Below are 19,685 nucleotides of genomic sequence, written 5' to 3'. Positions count from 1 at the left end.
TCTTAAAGATCATTTATTTTTTTGCTCAAATTTTTCTCATCTTCTGATTTTGTTGAAATGCTTATATTAAATGCCTTTGGAGAATAGGATGGAGAAATAACAACAGATAGTACTTGATTGTATGTAAGTCCGCTGTATATTTCTGAAAACAGTAGAGTTTTTTCAAGTACATTAAGAAGGATTTTGTCTATAACAACTTTGATGTCGATAGTATCATTTCTTAGCAAAAAATTTCCCCAGTTAAAAATAAGATCTGCCTTTTTCTTAAATTTGAGTGTGTTCTGGGAAGAGACAGGTTTTATTGTATCCATTTTAATCTGTAAATCTGTGAATAAAGGTGATTTTCCAATAAGATATAAATCATTATAAATTTTTTGAATAAACCATTTATGATATTGTGAAGAAAATTTCTTTTTATATTCAGGGAGAGCTTTTTCAAACTCAGTAATAAATGACCTTGAAAAATCAAATTGCTGAATTGAAATATGTTTGCCACCAATTTCTTTTATAAAACACATTTTAATTATTTTTTCAAAATCTTCTCCTAAGATTTCTTGATATCGTCCTAATGCTTTGAGTTTTATTTGGGATGCAAATATGAGTTTGTCATCAAAGATTTGCTCACTTATTCCAGTTAGAAAAGCATTGCTATATTCTTCTAGCTTTTCCTTTTTTGAAATATCAAAATAGGCAGCGCTTAATGTTTGCAATGTAAATATGACAATAAAAAAGACTTCAATTAAACTTAACATTATCTTGTATCCCTTCGATATTATCACCTTTCAATTCGACTTTGCCAAAGGCCAGATAGTATTTCCCCCGGTAGTAAAGAATAATCTGTCCATCCATATTTACAAAGCTTGTCACAAAATTGAAGTTTGACAATCTTATACTTTTTTTACTTTTATGATCATATTCAACTAGATCATAGGATTTCTTTTGAGACTGAGGTGTAAAATCCTTTATAAAAAAGATCTTGGATGAGGAAGCGGTGCAATCTATTTTACCTAAATCATGTCCTTTGGAATTATAAATAAGATTTGGGAGAGTTGTATCAACATGATTTTCATCTCGTTTATAAAAATAAATTTCAGAGGAAGTTTCTGGTTTCAAACTCTCACTTGATGGAAAAGATGCTAAAAATAGACCTGTTTTGTTTTGGCATAGGTAAATTTTTTTGAAAGCAGTTTTTTCTTGATAAAATACAGTTGAGTTTTTTGTTGTGCGATTATATTTAAAAACGGCCTGTATTCCTTTCTTGTTGATTGCGGAATAGAAAATATTATCTGCATTTAACATGGCGACTTCGGGTACAAAATATTTGTCAAAATTATCGGGAAGTTTAACTTTCATCTCAACAATATCACTTTCAAGATTATAAAATGAAATTAAATTTTCATTATTATCGTAGTAAGATGCCCATTTATCCATATGATGAATCTTTGGGGCCAACCCTTGGCCTATTTGTCTGTATTTGGTTGTACCGTGATCGACTGAATAAATCTTATAGGGAGAAGATACTGAAAGAAAAGAGTGAAATGATGATCTTTCGGAAACCAATATCTTTTTTTTGAATTCAGAGGCGGTAATCAAGTAATTAGTTTGAGAATCGCCTTGTATAACAGTCTCAACTTTATAATTAGTAGAGAGTAATAAATTTCCAAAACGATTTTGGTAGTAAGTGACTTTGCCATCATGTGAAAAATATCTTAATTTAAAGGGCGATTGTTTGGTCGCAAGAATTGGGAGGCCTTTCATTTCTTGGGCATAGTTGCAAGTACAGAACAACATTAAAATGATAAGTTTATTTATAGAGTCCATACAAATTCCATGATCCTAGGGGATGAAACTCTTGATAGTTTCTCACAGAAGTAAAAATGATATTCCATCTAATACTTCGAGGAGAGTAAACATCATCCAAAGAACTTCGGGTGGTTAAATATTTAATATCATTTTTTTCACTAAGACCATCTACGATAAATGGAATCGGAGTACATTGATTGAAGAGATCACGAGAAAACTTTCTAGGATGAATATCTTCAGCGCAACCTAATCCATGAACGATTCCATCTTTATGCATATCAAAGAAGAATTTCAATAATGAGAAATTTAAAATTTTTTTCGATTTGATTTTATATTTTTCCTCAAGCTTACTTGATATAGAATCCAAGTTTGTCTTGTAGGTATTAGGAAAATAGTCAAATCTGGCCATCCCATCATATGTTAGATCCTTAACATGTTTATCGCGGTAGTAGACTTCTTTAGGGCAAGATGCGGCCGTACAGTTTTGTCTATTAAATAATATAAAACAGCCCTGTGCATATTTTAATCTTCTAGGATTGTACTGATCTTTGGCAACAATTGTACAGGTAAGACTTTCTGGAGCAGATTTAAGAATACTTAGTGCACTGGCAACCACTCTTTGTTCAGACAAACGATCACTGTCAGATCTGCCTGGAACAAAATTTAAGCATTCTTTTTTATTTAAAATTTTATTTTGATAACAAATTTTCATCGGCCATTTAGGATCATTTTCATCTTTGTAGGAGGTAAGAAGAAAAACTTCATTCATAGAATCATGACAAGTTGCACTTTCACTATTGTATAATTCAGGATGGAAATGTTTAACGATTCTATAGGTGTTTGTAATTGCATGATTTGAAATTATCCCAGAACAATCAGAATAATCGAAACGCAATCTTGAACTAATCAATGCTTTTGAAACATTGTCACAATCAGATCTAGGAAAAAGAACTCTATTATATTTCAAACCTCTAAGAGAACAAAGTTCTGGTTTATTGATTATTATTTGGGCACAGTTTTTTCTTTCTGCTTCTGTTAGTGGTTTTTTCTTAAGAACAGTAGCGCAGGTATTATCTAAATAGTGAGAAGGAAATTCTCCTGAAATAACCCTCTCCCAAATATTTTCTTTTAGAAAAGGAGCGCAAAATTTTTCTGGATCACTACTATAGGTACATAGGTTTTCTATATAATTTCTTCGATAAAAATCTATATTACTACGATATAGTTTTTCTTCAGAGAGTTTACTCCCGATATGTCTCCTTAACTCTGGATCTTTTAGCGGAGAAGTGTTTTTATAAATATATTCGTAAGTTTTTCGATTTCTAAATAGATCACCCACTCTGCAAAGAGAAGAAAAATATGGATTTCTTTTCCATTCCTCAACAAGACGTGAACAATTTTCTTGAGTTGGTTTTCGAAATTCAAGACGGTTTAGTGTTTTTAGAATATTATCAGGAGAAAAAATTTCAGAGTAATCATTAATTTTAGAACACTTCTTTTTAAAAACTTCATTAAGAAATGTTTTATTGCGTAAAGATACGATTTTCTTTTCACCATCATTATAAGTTACATCGGTGTATAGATTTAAAACATGTCCCTTTGTCCAGCGTAGAAGATCATTAAGAAGGAGTGAATAAATATTACACTCATCATATCTTAATGTTTCAAGAAACTGTGGATCGGTATAAAGCAATAGTGAGAAAATCTGAGATTTTGTGATACTCATTTCTTTAAAATTAATCAGGTCAACTCTCTTATTGAGTTTTTCTGCAAGTCCATTTTCAATATAACGGATCTCATTTTTATCATCACTAATGAGTCTATCAAGATCTTTCAAGAACCCAGATTCGGGTGTTTCAATTTCACAAAAAACTTGGCCTGAAAAAAAAACACAGGCCAAGCATAAAATGACTTTATTCGATAGATTTTGCCAATATACTTGCGATGTCTTCAATCTCAATATTTTCAGTCTCCTGGACTAATGATCTTGATGAATTAAAGTTAATCATACAATAAGAGCATGCAGTCGCCAATTTTTTGGTGGATACCTGAGCAACATCCTCTAGTCTTTTCTTGGCCAAATGTTCACCTTCTGGGAGCTCATACCACATATTTCCCCCTCCCATTCCACAGCAAACTGCTTTGTCTTTATTTTTATCCATTTCATTGATTTTTACACCCTCAATAGAGTTTAGAATTTCTCTTGGTGCATTATATTCACCATGATGTCGACCCAGGTAACAAGGATCGTGAAATGTAAGTTCCTCTTCAACTTTTTTAGTAGGTTTCAACTTGCCTGACTTTAAAAGGTCAACTAAGAGCTCTGTATGGTGAACAGTTTCAAAGTCTCCATCATCAAATTTGGCATATTCCTTTCCTATCGTATGAAGACAGTGTGGACAATGTGTGACAACTTTATCAAATTGATATTGTCTCATATTAGCAATATTTTCTATCGCAACTTCAAAAAAAGTATATTCATCACCAAAACGTCTTATAGGATCTCCATTGCATTTTTCCGTTTTTCCCATGACGGCAAAACTTACTCCGGCCTTCTTAAGGAGTTCAACAGTATCTTTTACGACTTTCTGATTTGAAGCATCATATGAACCTGCACAACCCACATAATAGAGATAATCAACCTTTTTTCCAGCTTCAATTACTGGAACCTCTAATCCATCGGCCCATTTGAAACGATCGTCTTGCGCAATCCCCCATGGGTTTCCGTTAACTTTAATTTTATTTGCTGCATCTGCCGCCGCAGGAGGAATTTCACCAAGAGTTAATGTTTTGTACCTTCTTGCTTCCAATATGATATCAACATGTTCAATATGAGCAGGGCATTCTTCCATACAAGCACCACATGTTGTACATGCGTCCAACTCATTTGATGAATAGATTGGATTTTCCCAAATATCTTTATCTTCAACCTTCTTGTTTAAAATATCGATTGCAAAATCTCTGGCCTTCGTAATGATAGTTTTAGGGTTTAAATTTTTACCTGCATTTTTTGCCGGACAAACATTAGTACATCTCCCACATTCGACACAAGCAAGTAAATCAAAACGATTTTTCATCGACATTTCTGAAATTTTTCCTAACCCAAAGGTCTCGGCATTTTCATCTTCAAAGTTCATGGGATCTAAAACAGCTCCTCTTCTTTCAGGAGTTATGAGAGCATTAAATGGTATGGCAATGAAATGCCAGAATTTTGAATAAGGGATAGATGCAACAAAGGCCATTGTGTTTATCATGTGAAGCATCCACATTCCTCTATAGATCATTGCCCAACTTCTGTCTTCTAGCCCGAATGAACTAAATACTTTGGCCAGAAAAGTACCGACAGGAGACCAGAATGTTTCATTTTCAAATGAATTCGTCCCTAATATCCTTACTCCTTCAATGAGATAACCTAGGACAACAAGAGTTAAAAGCATGAAGTACATGAACTTTTCTTTGTTGGGTTCGGTTGAAGACAAATAGTCAGGCGTGTCAATATATCTTCTTTTATAGGCAAAAATAATTCCAACGATGATGGCCAGGCCTGCAAAATCTGCTAAAAATGAAACAACAATGTACACTGGACCTTTATAAATTTTAAAAGGGGTGTCGGCATGAATGGCAACTAAATCGGTCGCAATCCAGAGAATAATGAATCCAAAATAAATTAAATTATGAAATGCTGCTACTTTCTTTTGTCTTGGAACTTTTCCGGTTAGAAAAATAGTTTTGAAAAAGGCAGACCAATTCAACTTTTCAGGAAAGAGACCTTCTTTACCCCATAATGACTTCAGGCCTTTTCCAGCATGAACAAATGATAATTTATCAAGTGTACCTTTGATAAAGATGGCCATTGCTACAAAGAAAAAAACATACATCGCAATTTTAAAAGAAATTGGAATGTTCCAAAAAATCTCCCTTGTCGCTTCTGATAATTGCGTACCCATAACTAACTCCTTGCGTTGTTGTGGAATTTAGAGAAAAACCAATCTATTATAATATGTTCATAAGATATCTTTTTTTAGGTAAACTTTGAATATTTATTCACCAAAATGGTTAATAAATCGTAAAAATAATGTCCTTAGGAGTAGATGTTTTGAGTATCAAATCAATAAATCATAAAATTACATTGTTCATTTGCCTCTTAATCAACTTTTCATGTGCATCAAAAAGTTATTTAGGAAAAAAATCTCATACTTTTGGTAAACCTGTGTCTCGAATCATTTGGTTGCAAATTGCAGGTTTTGACGAAGAACATCTTGCATTACTAAAAATATCCAGGGAAGTGAATATAACAGCATTTGAAAGAATGTCATGTCTTGGAAAAGTATGGAGGTATAATATTACCGATTTACGTCCAGGGGTGATAAAAAGTTATTTTTCTCAAGTAAACGGCTCTTTTAATATTGGAAATAGTTGTGAAGAAATTAAAGGACAGAAAATTTGGAAGGATCCTTACTTTAAGGATAAAGTAGCAAATATTGTGGTTGGAGATTTTGAAAACAAAATATGTCCTATAGATACTTTCTTAAGTGATGTTACGACTATTCGAATGAGCAAGCCAAAAAATGAAATTTCAGAGTCTCAAAAGTTTCATTTTCAGGATAACCAGAAAATTGTTAAAAATAAGATTCTATATGATAAAAATTGTTTAGAGGGCAGGTGTTATTCGACTATTTATAACAATGCTTTAGCTCTGTATGACTACCTAGAGTCCACGACAGAAAGATTTCTACTTACGATTACAGATTTTAGTTATTTAAATAATTTGAAAAATAGAAATATTAGGTTAGTCAGTGAGACCCTTGTCGATATCAATAAAACTTTAGATTACTTTTTGGACATATCCAAAAAAGACGATAGTTTGCTCGTATTAGTGACTTCTTTAGGGGCCCAAGGAATTGAATTTCCAAACATGGGTGAAGATTGGAAGAATTTTGATCTAACAGGTGAAGGAATTTACTATAAAAAACAGAAACTGCTCTCACCTGTATTTGCTAAGGGGTCTAATGCAGAAAATTTTTGTTCAGTTCTTAATGAGGCGGACATTTCAAGAACTATTTTTTGGACACCTGAGTCAAAGACTTGGTATGAATATTTTTTTAATTAATGAAGATCTTTTCGGTTTTTTAACTGGTTAATTTCATCTTTTGAAATATGATATACCTTATGGCAGTAGTCACATTTTGCTTCAATGGCATTTTCTTGTTCGTTAAATAATTCATCTAGATCCACAGATTTTAATCCCAACACTCCATAAAGCATACGTTCTTTAGAGCATGGACAGTGAAAGTTAATTTCATGTCCTCCGATATATTTTGCCCCTAAATCTGCAAAAGATTTTATAATCTCTTCCTCATCGTCATAGGCCATTTTGAAAATATCATTCCATTCACTTTTGAATATCATTAAATACTCTTTAGTTGAATATATTGGTGCTTCTGGATCGATGGGGGGAGTCGGAAGTTTTGCAATTTTTAAAGATTGGTCAGAGTAATCAGATAAAATAATTCTATCGTTAACTTGATAGGAATCCTTGAGAATAATATTGGCCATCTCTGAAAAAGGGATATTTTTGAGCTCCACAATTGATGTATATGGGCCACGTCCGCCATCATACAACTTTGTGATCCTTCCTCTACCATTAAGTTTATTTGGAATAGATTCTAACTCTTCAGGCAAAATAAGTGTTCTCAGATTTCCATTGTAATTTGTTTCCAACTTAAACCGAAAATAGGGGTCATCATTATCAATGTAAAGACCTAATCCTTCTCCATTCTTTAACAATCCAATAAAAGGCATGAAAGTGAGAACGCAATCTCTTAAATATAGAAATGCTTTTTGATTGTTGTGATGAATTGTTGAAAGATCTGAAATCAGTTTCTGTCCTTCAAGAAAATGAATGGTAAAGTTATGCTTTTCGTCTAGAAATTTGTATATTTTGCTATTATTCATTATATATCCTTGCGGTGGGTTATAACGCGTTTTGGCCAATTTTGTCAAACAAACCCTTAAGGCCGGTGATAAATGTTAAGTTTAGTACTTTGTAATAATATTTTAGAATTTTATAAAAGTGATCTTCCAAATCATGAAACACAGGTTATTAATATTTGTCCTAACCCTGGAATTTCTGATTCGACAAGACAAACACTCTTAGCGATTGAAAATAAGAGTTTTATCACAGATGTTGTTACGATAGAAAAAATTAAAAGTGATATTGTCCTAGAGTTATTAGGAGAGGAGGCCAAAACGGAAGTAAAACGAAAGGCCGATCAATTTCTCTATCTAAGTATTTTATGGAGAAAATTTTTTAATGATCTACCTTTTGAATATTTTTTGCAAACTTATAATCTTTTTACAGAACTAAGAAGTTTTACTTTGGATTTCAAATTAGTGGAAGAGGTGTTAGTTGAATTTGATGAAAAAATGTCTCAGGGAATTAAATTATTTTGGCAAATTTTTAATGAATTAAATATTGAAGATGAACATGGAAACTATCAACGAATTGCACATAGTTTAAGACATCTTGATCATGAAATTCGCGAAAATCAAATGGTCTTTACTGGATTTACTCATTTTTCAGGAACTCAATTGGACTTTTTAAGAGCTCTTGGGATTCATAATTCAGTGTGGGTTATTTGTCCTGTGGAGGTTTTCAATTTTTCCAAAGAGAGTGATTGGCCAAAGTGGATAGATAAAATCATAGATATTTCTGAAAAGATAACTTTTGAGGAAAAGAGAAAAATTAATATTATCAAATTTGTTAAGGGAAAGATGGCCTCAAAAATGGTCAGTAAAATTGAATTTGTAAGAGAAATTGAAAATGTGATTCTCGCAAAAAAAGGGCCCACATTTTGTGATTTTATGGAAATCCCTATCGGGGAATTATTTTTCAAAGATGAAAATCAAATTTTTGAACAATACCATAAAAAATATGAGACTCTTTTAAATAGACTTTTTTTCAAAGAGAGTGGCCAAATTGATATAGCTTCAGCTTTCGAAATTTTGAATAAAATAAAATCAGATATACTTGGGAAAAAACATTTTGAAAAATATTTTGAATTAACAGTTATAAGCATTTTTTATAAGACGATTGAAGATTGGAATGAATTATCTGATTTGTATTCTACCTTTGGTGTTTTGGAATTTAAAGTTTTTTGTTATGTTTCAAAATTAAACTTACCACGAAGTTCAATTATTCCAGTTCATAAAAAATCTAAAATAAATGTTTATGGAATTGAAGATTTGAAGCAAATTGATAAAAATGGTAAATCAATTTTTTGTATTAACTCCAATTATCCAGACATAAGAAATACCAATACAAATTATAATGATGAGATAATTGAATTTTTAAAGGCCGTAGCTCCAGTCAGAAGTGGTGAGTTGGAAATACAGTTTTTAGTGAACTCAATAAAGAACTTGTTTAATGGAGGGAATACGACAGTTTTCATGGAGGAGTCCATGCTTGAAGAGAGTGTTGTTTGGAATGAAATATTTGAAAATTTTGAATTAAACTACTTGGAAGAAAATGTAGAGACAAAATCTAAAAACTATACTTGGAAAGCTCCCAGAAATGACAAGACTGTTCAACGATTATCTCCTTCTTCATATCAAAATTATTTGGATTGCCCACAGAAGTTCAAGGTAAATAACCTTGATCAATTGTCGTTTAATGGAATTTTACATGAAAATATGACACCTTCTGAATTGGGGCAATTAGAACATTTAGTAATAGAAACATTTTTTAAAGAAGACGTAGAGATTGATAAAACAGTGATTGGCGAACTCTCAAAAAAAATCTATCAAGAGTATAAAAGCAAGAAAATGAAAAATATTGGAATTTTGGATGAATTAAAAACTCTATCTGAAATTTCACATTATGCTTTTAATGGAATCACGTTTATCAAAAATATTAGTGAATTTTTGCATTTAGAATTTAGTAAGTTTGAATATCCGTTTGAATATCACTATAAAAATTTACTCTATCGCGGGAGAGTTGATTATTTTGCAAAAGGTCCAGATAATTTGATCATTTTAGACTTTAAACGATCAAGTTCATCAATTCCCTCTAAAAAAGAGTTTTTAGATTTTAAAAAAATACAAATTTGGACTTATTTGAAAAATTGTAACGAACAATTTATGAATTCAATTTTTGGATATGTAAATTTATCAAATCTCGAGGAATCTCTGATTTTTACATCAAACAAAGAATTGTTAAATAATAAATTGGGGATAATTTTTATCGAAAATTTTAATGAAAGATTAAAACAGTACATAGGTTTTGAACAAGAAAATTTTGAACGAATAATATCCGATTGCCATTACTATCCATCTCCAGAATCATCTAAAGCGTGTACGTTTTGTCCGGTAGAGTCACTATGTGGGAAAGGAATTTTCAATGACTAGTGCAAATGAAGAACAAAAAGTTGCGATCGAACATAACGGGAATATGCTTCTTCGGGCCGGTGCTGGATCTGGAAAAACATTTGTTTTAGTTGAGCATATTGTTTATTTAACTGAAAAATTTATTGAAAAAAAAGAATATACTGATGTCGTGGATTTTGAAATTAAATTAAAGCAATTTTATTCAAAAATAGTTTTAATGACATTCACTAAAAAGGCCGCTGGTGAAATGTCTATTAGAATCAAAAAAAGATTTGGTCAGTGTAAAACAATTAATAAAATTTGGGATGTAGTATCCAATTGTATAGGGTATTTGAATGTTACTACAATTCATGGATTTTGTTTTAAATTAATTTCATCGGGTTTAATAGTTGGTATAGATCAAGAAGTTCCATTACTGAGTTCCACTGAATCTCGATTAAAAATTAAGTCACTCGTAGATAATGCTTTAAACGAACTTATTAAAGATGATCTTGTTCTAGACAAAGATCTTATCGTTGGGCATCGTCAAGAAATTTCCAATGGGATGTACAAAATATTTTCTGATCCAACTCTTCGTGAATATTGGGACTTATTTACTCTCGAATCAATTGATCATTTTTCTATAGCAAAATATCTCCAAGAAATTATTCCTCTTTTAGGGATAGATGTTCTCACTTTGAAAAGTGAAATGGGTATTGTTGATAGTGTTCATTATGACAAAAAATGGTATCAACATTTAGAATATTTTTTAGACATTCTAGAATCAATTAATGCTGAACAAGAAAACTTGCTGGTTAATATAAATAAATACTTCGAAGAATTTAAACATGTAACGTCACCTCCTAAAAAACTTGGATACATTGCTCTTGAAAAACAAATTGAAGGAGTGAAGGGACTGAGAACATTTTTAGCTAAAAATTATGAAGCTTTAAACTGTTTTGTAGAGAGTAAAAATGTATATAAATCTTGGATGAATATTTTTGTAAATGTTTATAAAAACGTTAGCGTAAATTATAATTCTATTTACGGAATAACTTTCTCTGATCTCGAATACATTATTTCAAAGACCGTTAAAAATATTGAGGTTCTAGAACGGATTAGAAAATGTTATCAGTATTTTATTATAGATGAGTTTCAAGACACTTCTTTTATACAATTTAATATTTTGAAAGCATTAGCTTTGAATGATTTCCAAAATATATTCTGCGTTGGAGATCTTAAACAAGCAATTTATGGTTTTAGGGGAGGTGAGGTAGCTGTTTTTAAAGAATGTATGAAAAATGTTAAAATATGTCATCTATTATCTAATAATTATCGTTCTTGCGGAAATGTAATAAATTTTAATAATAGGATCTTTGATTACCTTTTTAAACTTGGTTCTGATTTTAGCGGAATAGATTTATTTAGCGTTGATGTAGATCCTCAGGAGAACCCAATACTGGAGAGAAGTAATATTGGGGACATAAACGAGTATCAATTGCTAGTTATGAGTGAAGAACGGTATACAAGTACACAAATAGATCAGATTGAAGCATCGGGAATAATTCAAATAATTCAAGATCGACTAAAAAAATCTCCAAATGAAAAAATTTGTTTGTTGTATAGAAAATTATCTCCCTTAAAGTTTTTAATAGATGAACTAATTGAAAGTAATATTAGCTTTATTGCTCAGACCAAAGTGAAGCTGGCACATGATCCTATTTTATGTGTTTTTAAAGCTCTATTGGAATATTCACTTGATGAGAAGCAACCAATTTATAGAACAAGAATTTTAATTGATGGTTTTTTTTCTTACTTGGAAATTAAAAATGATTCAAAATTAGTTGAACAAAGCATTTTTAATTTTGAAAGAAATCAAAAATCTTTTGGACTGAAATATGCGTTTAAATCTTTTTTGGTCTTTCACAATATTCACAATTCACTCCACGGCGAAAATCTAGATAAAATATTTTCTTTAATTGATATAAATTTTGGACAAGTAGAGAGCATTTGGGACTATTTGAATTCCTCTTCAAATGAAACTTATTCTATAGACTTTAGATTCAATGCTAATCCAAAAATTGTTATTATGACTGCTCACGCTTCTAAAGGACTAGAATTTGACCATGTTGTTCTCGCAGGAATACATACCAATGGTATGTCTCCTGCGAATAGAGATTTTTTCGGATTATTACCTGGTGCAATAAAATGGAAGGTAAATGCAAGTGATAAAAAAGCATATTCATCCCCTTCTCTGATTTTAGAGAATCTTATTTTAAAAAGAAAAGAATTTTCAGAATCAAAAAGGTTGTTTTATGTTGCCTGCACAAGGGCCGTGAAAAGTATTAGTTGGGTGAATGTTTCTAATTTTAAAGGAGAACTATCTTATTCAAAAGAAAGCTGGATAGAAGGAATAAGAAAATGGAAAGAAAGTGAAGTCTCCTCTCCAATTGAAGTCATAAAATTACCTAACCAACCTGTTGCGAACAAAAAAATTATTGATAGACCTTTGTTTCATTCTGATAATTTAGGAATTCAAACAAAATTGAGTTTAGAGGGTGAGCAATTAGGATTAATTGCCGAGCTTTCGGTTACAAAATTAGCTCAAATCGCTCAATGTCCAAGGAAATTCTTTTTTAATGTTATATGTAAATTTGAAGAAAATTTTGAACAATTCACATCAGATGAATTTGATAAAAAAAATGATTTTGAAATGAAATCAGATGCCAAAAGAGGAACAAATCTACATAGTGCAATTGAGTACGCTTTAAAACATAATATGGTTATACCTAGATACATAGAACAAGAGGATGTAACAAAAATTCAATGGTGCCTTGATCTGATTTCAAGTGAACATGTTAACTTTGAATTCCATAGTGAGTTACCAGTTAAATTTCCTATCTTTGGACAAATGATTTCAGGAACACCAGATTTGTTCTTTTTACCAAAAAACTCGGATAATAAAAGATTAAAAGTATGGGACTTTAAAAGTGGACAAAGAAAATCAACTAAAGAATCTGCTTACTGGTGTCAACTACTTTGCTATGCTTATGGATTAGCAAAAATATATAATTTGGATACGACACAATTTACTTGTATGTTAGAAATTCTCTATCTGGATACCCAAGAGAAAATTACTAAGGTGTTAACTTTTAGTGAGGTTGAATCTGAATTGTTTGGCCACTGGAAAAGACTGTCAAATCTTGATGAAATGGATCAAACTTTTTGTGCTTCTTGCGGATATAGAAATATTTGCCAACCTTGCTCCCTTGCGACCTAATTTCTTCATGTTAGAATTAATTAGGGAGAAGCTCTATCTTGAGCAAAAAAAAGCAGGGAGAATATGTCAAAATTATTCATTATCTTACTATTTCCAATATCTCAGCTCTATGCTGCTTTAGATTCTGTCTATGACTTTGGTTGGTTAGATCAAGATAAAGAGGTGTACGTTTTACAAAATAGGAAATTTCTCAAGCAAAAAAAAATACATGTTCATGTCGGAGGAGGACTAACTACAAATGGAGCATTTGTTGATACTACAGTTTTACAAGGAAGGCTTGGGTATTTTGCAACTGAAAATTATGGATTTGAAATGTTATACTCTAAACAAAGTGCTAAAGAAAACGAAACCGCAGCACTTGTCAGAAATAATGGAGGCGCAGGATCGACACCTTTTAGAAGACTCGTCGATAATTATTTTGGAGCAATGTTTCTTTGGTCTCCATTTTATTCAAAAATCAACACCTTTAATGCGATTTTGTATTACGATGTCTTTCTTGGCGTGGGGTATGCTAAATTCAAAGAATCAAATAATGGACCGCAATTTAGAAATGACCTATTTAATGAAAGTGTATCTGAAACACATAATTCATTTCTTTGGCAGATAACCCTACAGTTCTACGTTACGGAATTAATTAATCTTAGATTAGACTTGGCCACAAACCACTTTCGCGCAGATAAGGCCTCTGATACTTCAGTTCAAATTTGGGATAGTAACTATGACTTTACGGCTTCGATGGGGATACATTTTTAATGAAAATAATATTGTCCTTAATTACTTTAATCCTTTTCTCTCAAGCTGCCCTATCATCAGTGACGGAGGCATGGAGATATTATCAAGATTCAAGGTCTTCAACTCAAAACTATCATAGAGTTGCCAACTCTTTGATGGACTCAGAAATGTACTTATCTGCAGTCCCATTTGTAAAAGAATATTTATTCTCAAATAAAAAAATTGTTCACTCTGAAATTGACCCAATTATTGAAAGATTAATTGCCAAAGTAGGTGTCACACAATTTGAAATTTTACCAGATAGGATTTTAAATAAAAGCAAATCTCCTACGATAAAATACATTTTGGCCAAGAAATTCTTTAGACAAGGGAAATATGATGAATCAATCAATACTTTGAATGCAGCAATACCGCGTGTTCACCCCATACGGCCATTTGCGCTACATTTAGAGGCAAGTTTGTATGTAATGAAAGAAAGTTATGAAAATGCTCTACTCGCTTTCAAAGATTGTGTTGAATTATCTCAAAAAATGATTGGGGACCTCAAAGACAAAGATAGAAGAAGGGAAATGGAGATTAATCGCGACTATTGCATTATCGGTGAATCTCGTACATTGTTCACAGCTAAGAAACATGATTTGGCGAACAGATCTTATCTTAATTTGCCAAAATCGTCTTATATTTGGCCGGAGATTTTATTTGAAGAGGCCTGGAATAGTTTTTATCAAAGAGATTATAATCGCGCACTTGGAAAGCTTGTTACTTATAAAGCGCCAATTTTAAATTTTATTTTCAACCCAGAAATAGATGTTTTACGTGCTCTTAGCTATATGGAACTTTGTTTGTGGAATGATACTAAATTTGTTGTAGATGATTTTTATCAACGTTATGAAAAAGATTATAAAAATATACTCGAGCTATCGAAAACACATCGTAACGACTATAAGTATTATTACTTATTATCAAAAACATTTTTAGATGGTAAGCAACGAGGAAATGAATTATTGAGAAATATTCTTAAAGATATTACTTGGGATCCTGCATTTAGAGATCTATTGCAAGTTTATACAAGTGGGCTAAAAGAAATTGAGGTACTTTCCTCCTTAAAGGACTTGGGATTTACAAGATATTTAGATAAATCCTTGAGGGAAACATTGAAATTGCAAAGGGATTTAATTGGAGCTTATGTTCAAAAAAGAATAAAAGTCTATGAGCTCCAAATGCTAAAATCATTTGAAGGTATGAGTTATATTAAACTCGAGATTCTTGGACGAAAAAAAATGGGCCTCTATAATAGACCTTTAAATAATTCACGATTTAGAGGAAATATCAATAATGTAGTAAAAACAGACAGACAATATTTTTGGCCCTTTAAAGGGGAGTTCTGGGCCGATGAGTTAGGTGATTATGTGTTCTCCCTAAAATCTGAGTGTATTTGATGAAATTTTTTAACCTATTAATATTCATTTTTTTATTTATAGGACAAATATCATTGGCCAATGAAAAAGTTAAAGAAATTATTTCAATTATTGATGAAGAGTTGGCCGAAGTAACTCGTCTAAATAAAAACTCAAAGGGAACAAGTCCAAATTTTATGCTAAGAATGGCCGAACTTCTTTTAGAAAAGGCCAGATTTCTTAAAGAAATGGAATTAGATAAATATTTAGCTATTCCTGCCAAAGAAAGATATAAACATAAAAGATCTGAATATTTTTTTGAATCACGAAAATATTTTGTACAAGCACAAAAAACATCTTTATTAATGTTAAAAAAGTTTAAAAACTTCAAAAGAAAATCAGATGTCTATTATATTTTAGCTTACAATGCCAAAGAATTTAATGATCTAAAAAAATCAATCCAATATTTTGATCAGGCCATAAATTTATCTCAAAATGATTCTACAATTAATTATAAATCTAAACTGGCCTTGGCCGAATTGTATTATAATCAAAGAAAATATCAAAAAGCAGTTCCACTTTATGAGAGTGCTTTAAGAAAAAAACTTGAAAAATGGTGGACTAAAGATGCGTATAACTTGGCATGGACTTATATGCGCCTTAAAAAATATGATATGGCCTTAAGAATGATGTTGGAAGTTGATAATTACAGCTCGAGAAAAGAGTTTGTAGATATGAGGAAAAACACACAAAAAGATCTGGGGTATTTTTATATTCAGGCCGGTAAACTTGATCAAGGAATTAAATATTTTGAAGATACAAATACAAATACAATTGATGGTCTAGTAAATATTTCAAAAATATTATTTGACAACGGAAAATTTGAAAGTGCTGCAAAAGTCCTAATCAGAGCGAAGAAATACACACATACAGAAGAAGATGAGGTCAAAGTTTATTTTTCTTTACTCAATGTTTATGACAAATCAGGAGATATTGATAATCACTACGATGTCAGTGCAGTACTAGTTAGTAAGAAATTAAATTTTTTGAATGAAACACAAAAAGAAACATTAGTTTATCAAATCAAAAGAAAGGCCGCAAGTGCTCAAAAACAGAGCGTTAGCAAGTTTATGAAAGGAAATCCTAAATTAAGAGCAAAAAGAGCATATGAAGCAGCAAAATATTATGATTTATTGGGTGTGATTTCTCCAAAAGATTCTACTGAAAGTTATTTCTTAGCAGCAGAGGCAATGTATGCAAATAGTGAAGTAGATAAAGCAATGAATTATTATGATAGATCCTTAGAACTTTCTGAAAAATCTGGAGACAAAAAATTTAAAGAATTGGCACTAAAAGGAATGCTTGCAACAATGGGTTTGCCAAACGTTACGAAAAAGCAAAAAGATAGCTACTTAGAGAAAGTCTTTACTCTAACAATTGCAAATTCAGGAAAAAATAAAAAAATTAATAAAATTTATCAAAGACTTTTTTCTTTCTATCTTGAGCGAAAGAACTATCCTAAGGCCGAAGAAACAATTTATAATTTTTCTAAAGAATTCCCAAGCGACACAAAAACAATTGAGATTATGATAGGAAATATTGTTGATGCGTATAGAAAAAACGGACAGAAAAAAGAAGTCGTTGCCTGGGTAAAAAATATAAGAATTAAAAATATTAAGGTTTCTAAGGGCTATTACAAAAAATTAAGAGAGATTGCAGCAATAATCCAACTTCAAGATATTGAAAAAAATAATGATAATGGATTAAAAAAAGAGGCCTTAAAAGCATATATCGACATTTATAAGTCTCCTGACAGTAATTGGGATGCTAAAGTTAATTCTGCCTATAATATAGCCACTCTTTTTTATGAATTAGGTCACGGAAAAAAACTTTATCAATGGACAAAAAGATCTTTAGAAATAAAAAATTCAAAAAAAGTTTTAAAATTTTTAAGCTCTTATATTCTAATTGCTTCAGATTTGTTCAACCGTAGACTATTTGCAGAATCGGCCGAAATTTATAACATGACATATAGTAAAATTTGTTCATTAAAAACGAATAAGTCTGATCAACTTTTTAATGAAACAGTATTGACATTGCTTTTAAATAAACAATTTGAAAAAGCTCAGATGATTGCCCTCGATGGAAGTAGTTGCGGTGTTAAAAGTTCGCTGATTAGAGACGCAAAATATAATATTCTAGATTACTATGCAGACAAAAAGGACTGGCAAAGATACCGAGATTGGTTAGAAACAGTAGAGAATGAACGAGTTTTACGGGGAAGGATTATATCAAGTTTGTATGAGTATATGACATATTTAAAAACTAAAGTACGGTTTGAAGAATCAAAGATCATAGAAAACAAAATATTTAACTATTACTCAGAAACCTTAAAAAATAATTATGAAATTACTGCACAATCAACTGACGTTGTTTCATTACTGAAAATAGAAGAACTCAAAAAGATGGAAAATGAAATTTGGGAAATACAACTCAAATTTCCATTTAACCTCTTTGTTAAACAATTCACTAAAAGATTTCAAAAGCTGAATAAATTTGTGAATTTTGCAGATAATATTCTCAAAATTCCCTCAGGAGATGGGAGCGTAAAGGTATATAGAATTATGGTAGAAACTTATACAAGATATGTTGATGAGCTTTTGAAATTTTCACCAGAAGGAATAGACCCACAAGACTTAAACGATTTAAGAGCAAATCTAAAAAGAGATCACATTCCTTTGATAAACAAAATTCCAGTACTCATCAATGAAGCAAAATCATATATTAAAAAGAATCAGGTTTTATCAAGTGATAATTATTGGTTTTTTAGCGAGAAGCGATTCCCGGTAAACATTGAATACCATTATCCAAGAAGCGGAATTGTTATGGACAGAGGAGGGAAAAAGTGAACTTACTTTTTGTCTTACTTTCATTAATGATAGTTTCATGCTCTACTACTAACAAAAATGTAGAAAGCATTGATAATATTTCAAATGAAGATTTTAAAAAAACATCCTATAAGAAATATGTGAGGTCAGAAGATTATTACCCTGATAATTATTGGGATCTAGATCTAAAAGATGATCTTCTTTATTCTGAAACATTGGATAGAGTATCTGATCAAAAAGTAAAAAAAGTCGTAAAATTAGTTGAGGCCAAAGTTGATACTACATCTCAAGGTCAAATTTCAAAACTAGCAGCATTTTGTCATGCTTCTAGCTTTGATCTTGCAAGCAATCATTTTGATGATCTTTATAGAACTTATAAGAAAAATCCATCTTACTGGAATCAAGTTGGTACTTGCTATTTAAAGCAAGGTGAAATTGAAAAAGCATTAATTTTTTATAATAAGGCTAAATCACTTGATAAATCATACTCGCCGGCCATAAATAATATTGGAGTTATTTACCAACTCAAAGGTAATTACCCAAAAGCAAAACTTGCATATGAAAAAGCAATCAAGGAAAATAGTGTTTCATTGACTCCAGTTTTTAATTTAGCTCAAATTTTATTAAAATTTGGTTTCACGGATAATGCCATTCAATACTTTAAATTTTTACAAAACTCTAATATGCGTGATGTTGAAGTAACAGCTGCTCTTGCTAGTGCATATTTATTATCTGGAGATTTAAAAAATGCAAAAGATGAATTTGAAAGATTAAATGAAGCAGCTTTTAAAATTCCTTTTATAGGTATTAATTATTCAATAACACTTAAGCTTTTGGGGCAAATTGGTAAGTCCAAGGCAATATTTTTGATGGTTGAAACAGATCAATTAAAAGAAGACAAAGAATATTACAAAAATATTTCACAATTTCTAGGGGTGACAAATGGATTTATTTAAATTCTTCCTAGTAGGCATTCTTCTTTTTAGTAATATATGTATGGCCCAAAAAAAAGAAGTTACAAATAAAGAAGAAAACATAATTTATAAATATAAAAAATATGAAAAATTTGATTTTGAAAACTTTTATATAGAGGGACAATTGGGTGCTCCTGGAGACCTTTCTTTGAATCCAAGGTTTCAGAAAATGTTTCGAAATAAATTACCTTATAGAAAAAGTTTCAATGATAAAATCAGAAGGTCAGTAGAAAGAATTAGATAACAT

At 31.0% G+C, this 19,685-nt stretch carries 13 protein-coding genes; 8 read left to right on the top strand and 5 right to left on the bottom strand.

The window, feature by feature from the left end; genetic code table 11:
• Window positions 1-2 precede the first annotated feature (2 nt).
• From H6622_01825 to H6622_01810, 4 genes are read right to left on the bottom strand one after another with little or no spacing between them, the layout of a single operon-like run.
• Window positions 3-752 (bottom strand): hypothetical protein, encoded by a 750-nt coding sequence (locus H6622_01825; GenBank protein MCB9060244.1) that lies wholly within the window; start codon window positions 750-752, stop codon window positions 3-5.
• A complete protein-coding gene (locus H6622_01820) occupies window positions 736-1,821 on the bottom strand; it encodes a hypothetical protein (GenBank protein ID MCB9060243.1) in 1,086 nt (361 codons plus the stop codon). The genes H6622_01825 and H6622_01820 overlap by 17 nt, the downstream gene beginning before the upstream one ends.
• The gene (locus H6622_01815; protein MCB9060242.1) at window positions 1,805-3,763 is read right to left on the bottom strand and encodes a hypothetical protein; all 1,959 of its coding nucleotides are present in this window, start codon (window positions 3,761-3,763) and stop codon (window positions 1,805-1,807) included. The genes H6622_01820 and H6622_01815 overlap by 17 nt, the downstream gene beginning before the upstream one ends.
• Window positions 3,717-5,750: a (Fe-S)-binding protein gene (locus H6622_01810; GenBank protein ID MCB9060241.1), complete on the bottom strand. Its 2,034-nt coding sequence runs from the start codon at window positions 5,748-5,750 to the stop codon at window positions 3,717-3,719. Before H6622_01810 ends, H6622_01815 begins: the two co-directional genes overlap by 47 nt.
• 149 nt (window positions 5,751-5,899) lie before the next feature.
• Here H6622_01810 and H6622_01805 point away from each other — a divergent pair, with 149 nt between their 5' ends.
• Complete coding sequence (locus H6622_01805) at window positions 5,900-6,913, top strand: hypothetical protein (GenBank protein ID MCB9060240.1); 1,014 nt, start codon at window positions 5,900-5,902, stop codon at window positions 6,911-6,913.
• Here the strand turns inward: H6622_01805 and H6622_01800 are convergent.
• Window positions 6,910-7,758, bottom strand: a complete 849-nt coding sequence (locus tag H6622_01800; protein MCB9060239.1) for an Hsp33 family molecular chaperone HslO — start codon at window positions 7,756-7,758, stop codon at window positions 6,910-6,912. The genes H6622_01805 and H6622_01800 overlap by 4 nt on opposite strands.
• A gap of 72 nt (window positions 7,759-7,830) precedes the next feature.
• Here H6622_01800 and H6622_01795 point away from each other — a divergent pair, with 72 nt between their 5' ends.
• The 7 genes from H6622_01795 (at window position 7,831) to H6622_01765 (ending at window position 19,682) form a co-directional block, all read left to right on the top strand.
• Window positions 7,831-10,209 carry a PD-(D/E)XK nuclease family protein gene (locus H6622_01795; protein MCB9060238.1) on the top strand — a complete coding sequence of 793 codons (2,379 nt, stop codon included), beginning with the start codon at window positions 7,831-7,833 and terminating at the stop codon, window positions 10,207-10,209.
• Complete coding sequence (locus tag H6622_01790; GenBank protein ID MCB9060237.1) at window positions 10,202-13,447, top strand: UvrD-helicase domain-containing protein; 3,246 nt, start codon at window positions 10,202-10,204, stop codon at window positions 13,445-13,447. The genes H6622_01795 and H6622_01790 overlap by 8 nt, the downstream gene beginning before the upstream one ends.
• 63 nt (window positions 13,448-13,510) lie before the next feature.
• On the top strand, window positions 13,511-14,200 hold the full coding sequence (locus H6622_01785; protein ID MCB9060236.1) for an outer membrane beta-barrel domain-containing protein: 690 nt from the start codon (window positions 13,511-13,513) through the stop codon (window positions 14,198-14,200).
• On the top strand, window positions 14,200-15,618 hold the full coding sequence (locus H6622_01780) for a tetratricopeptide repeat protein (GenBank protein MCB9060235.1): 1,419 nt from the start codon (window positions 14,200-14,202) through the stop codon (window positions 15,616-15,618). Before H6622_01785 ends, H6622_01780 begins: the two co-directional genes overlap by 1 nt.
• A 53-nt stretch (window positions 15,619-15,671) precedes the next feature.
• Window positions 15,672-18,485, top strand: a complete 2,814-nt coding sequence (locus tag H6622_01775) for a tetratricopeptide repeat protein (protein MCB9060234.1) — start codon at window positions 15,672-15,674, stop codon at window positions 18,483-18,485.
• Window positions 18,482-19,420 carry a hypothetical protein gene (locus tag H6622_01770; protein ID MCB9060233.1) on the top strand — a complete coding sequence of 313 codons (939 nt, stop codon included), beginning with the start codon at window positions 18,482-18,484 and terminating at the stop codon, window positions 19,418-19,420. The genes H6622_01775 and H6622_01770 overlap by 4 nt, the downstream gene beginning before the upstream one ends.
• A complete protein-coding gene (locus H6622_01765) occupies window positions 19,407-19,682 on the top strand; it encodes a hypothetical protein (protein MCB9060232.1) in 276 nt (91 codons plus the stop codon). The genes H6622_01770 and H6622_01765 overlap by 14 nt, the downstream gene beginning before the upstream one ends.
• The last annotated feature ends 3 nt before the right edge of the window (window positions 19,683-19,685 follow it).

The sequence above is a fragment of the Halobacteriovoraceae bacterium genome, from assembly GCA_020635115.1.
Taxonomy (GTDB): Bacteria; Bdellovibrionota; Bacteriovoracia; order Bacteriovoracales; family Bacteriovoracaceae; genus JACKAK01.
The sequence above is the reverse complement of the archived record's forward strand: the minus strand, read 5'-3'. Positions and strand labels throughout refer to the sequence as shown.

Coding starts and splice junctions, on each gene's coding strand:
- H6622_01825 (MCB9060244.1), bottom strand. CDS start 752: ATGTTAAGTTTAATTGAAGTCTTTTTTATTGTCATATTTACATTGCAA.
- H6622_01820 (MCB9060243.1), bottom strand. CDS start 1,821: ATGGACTCTATAAATAAACTTATCATTTTAATGTTGTTCTGTACTTGC.
- H6622_01810 (MCB9060241.1), bottom strand. CDS start 5,750: ATGGGTACGCAATTATCAGAAGCGACAAGGGAGATTTTTTGGAACATT.
- H6622_01800 (MCB9060239.1), bottom strand. CDS start 7,758: ATGAATAATAGCAAAATATACAAATTTCTAGACGAAAAGCATAACTTT.
- H6622_01795 (MCB9060238.1), top strand. CDS start 7,831: ATGTTAAGTTTAGTACTTTGTAATAATATTTTAGAATTTTATAAAAGT.
- H6622_01790 (MCB9060237.1), top strand. CDS start 10,202: ATGACTAGTGCAAATGAAGAACAAAAAGTTGCGATCGAACATAACGGG.
- H6622_01785 (MCB9060236.1), top strand. CDS start 13,511: ATGTCAAAATTATTCATTATCTTACTATTTCCAATATCTCAGCTCTAT.
- H6622_01780 (MCB9060235.1), top strand. CDS start 14,200: ATGAAAATAATATTGTCCTTAATTACTTTAATCCTTTTCTCTCAAGCT.
- H6622_01765 (MCB9060232.1), top strand. CDS start 19,407: ATGGATTTATTTAAATTCTTCCTAGTAGGCATTCTTCTTTTTAGTAAT.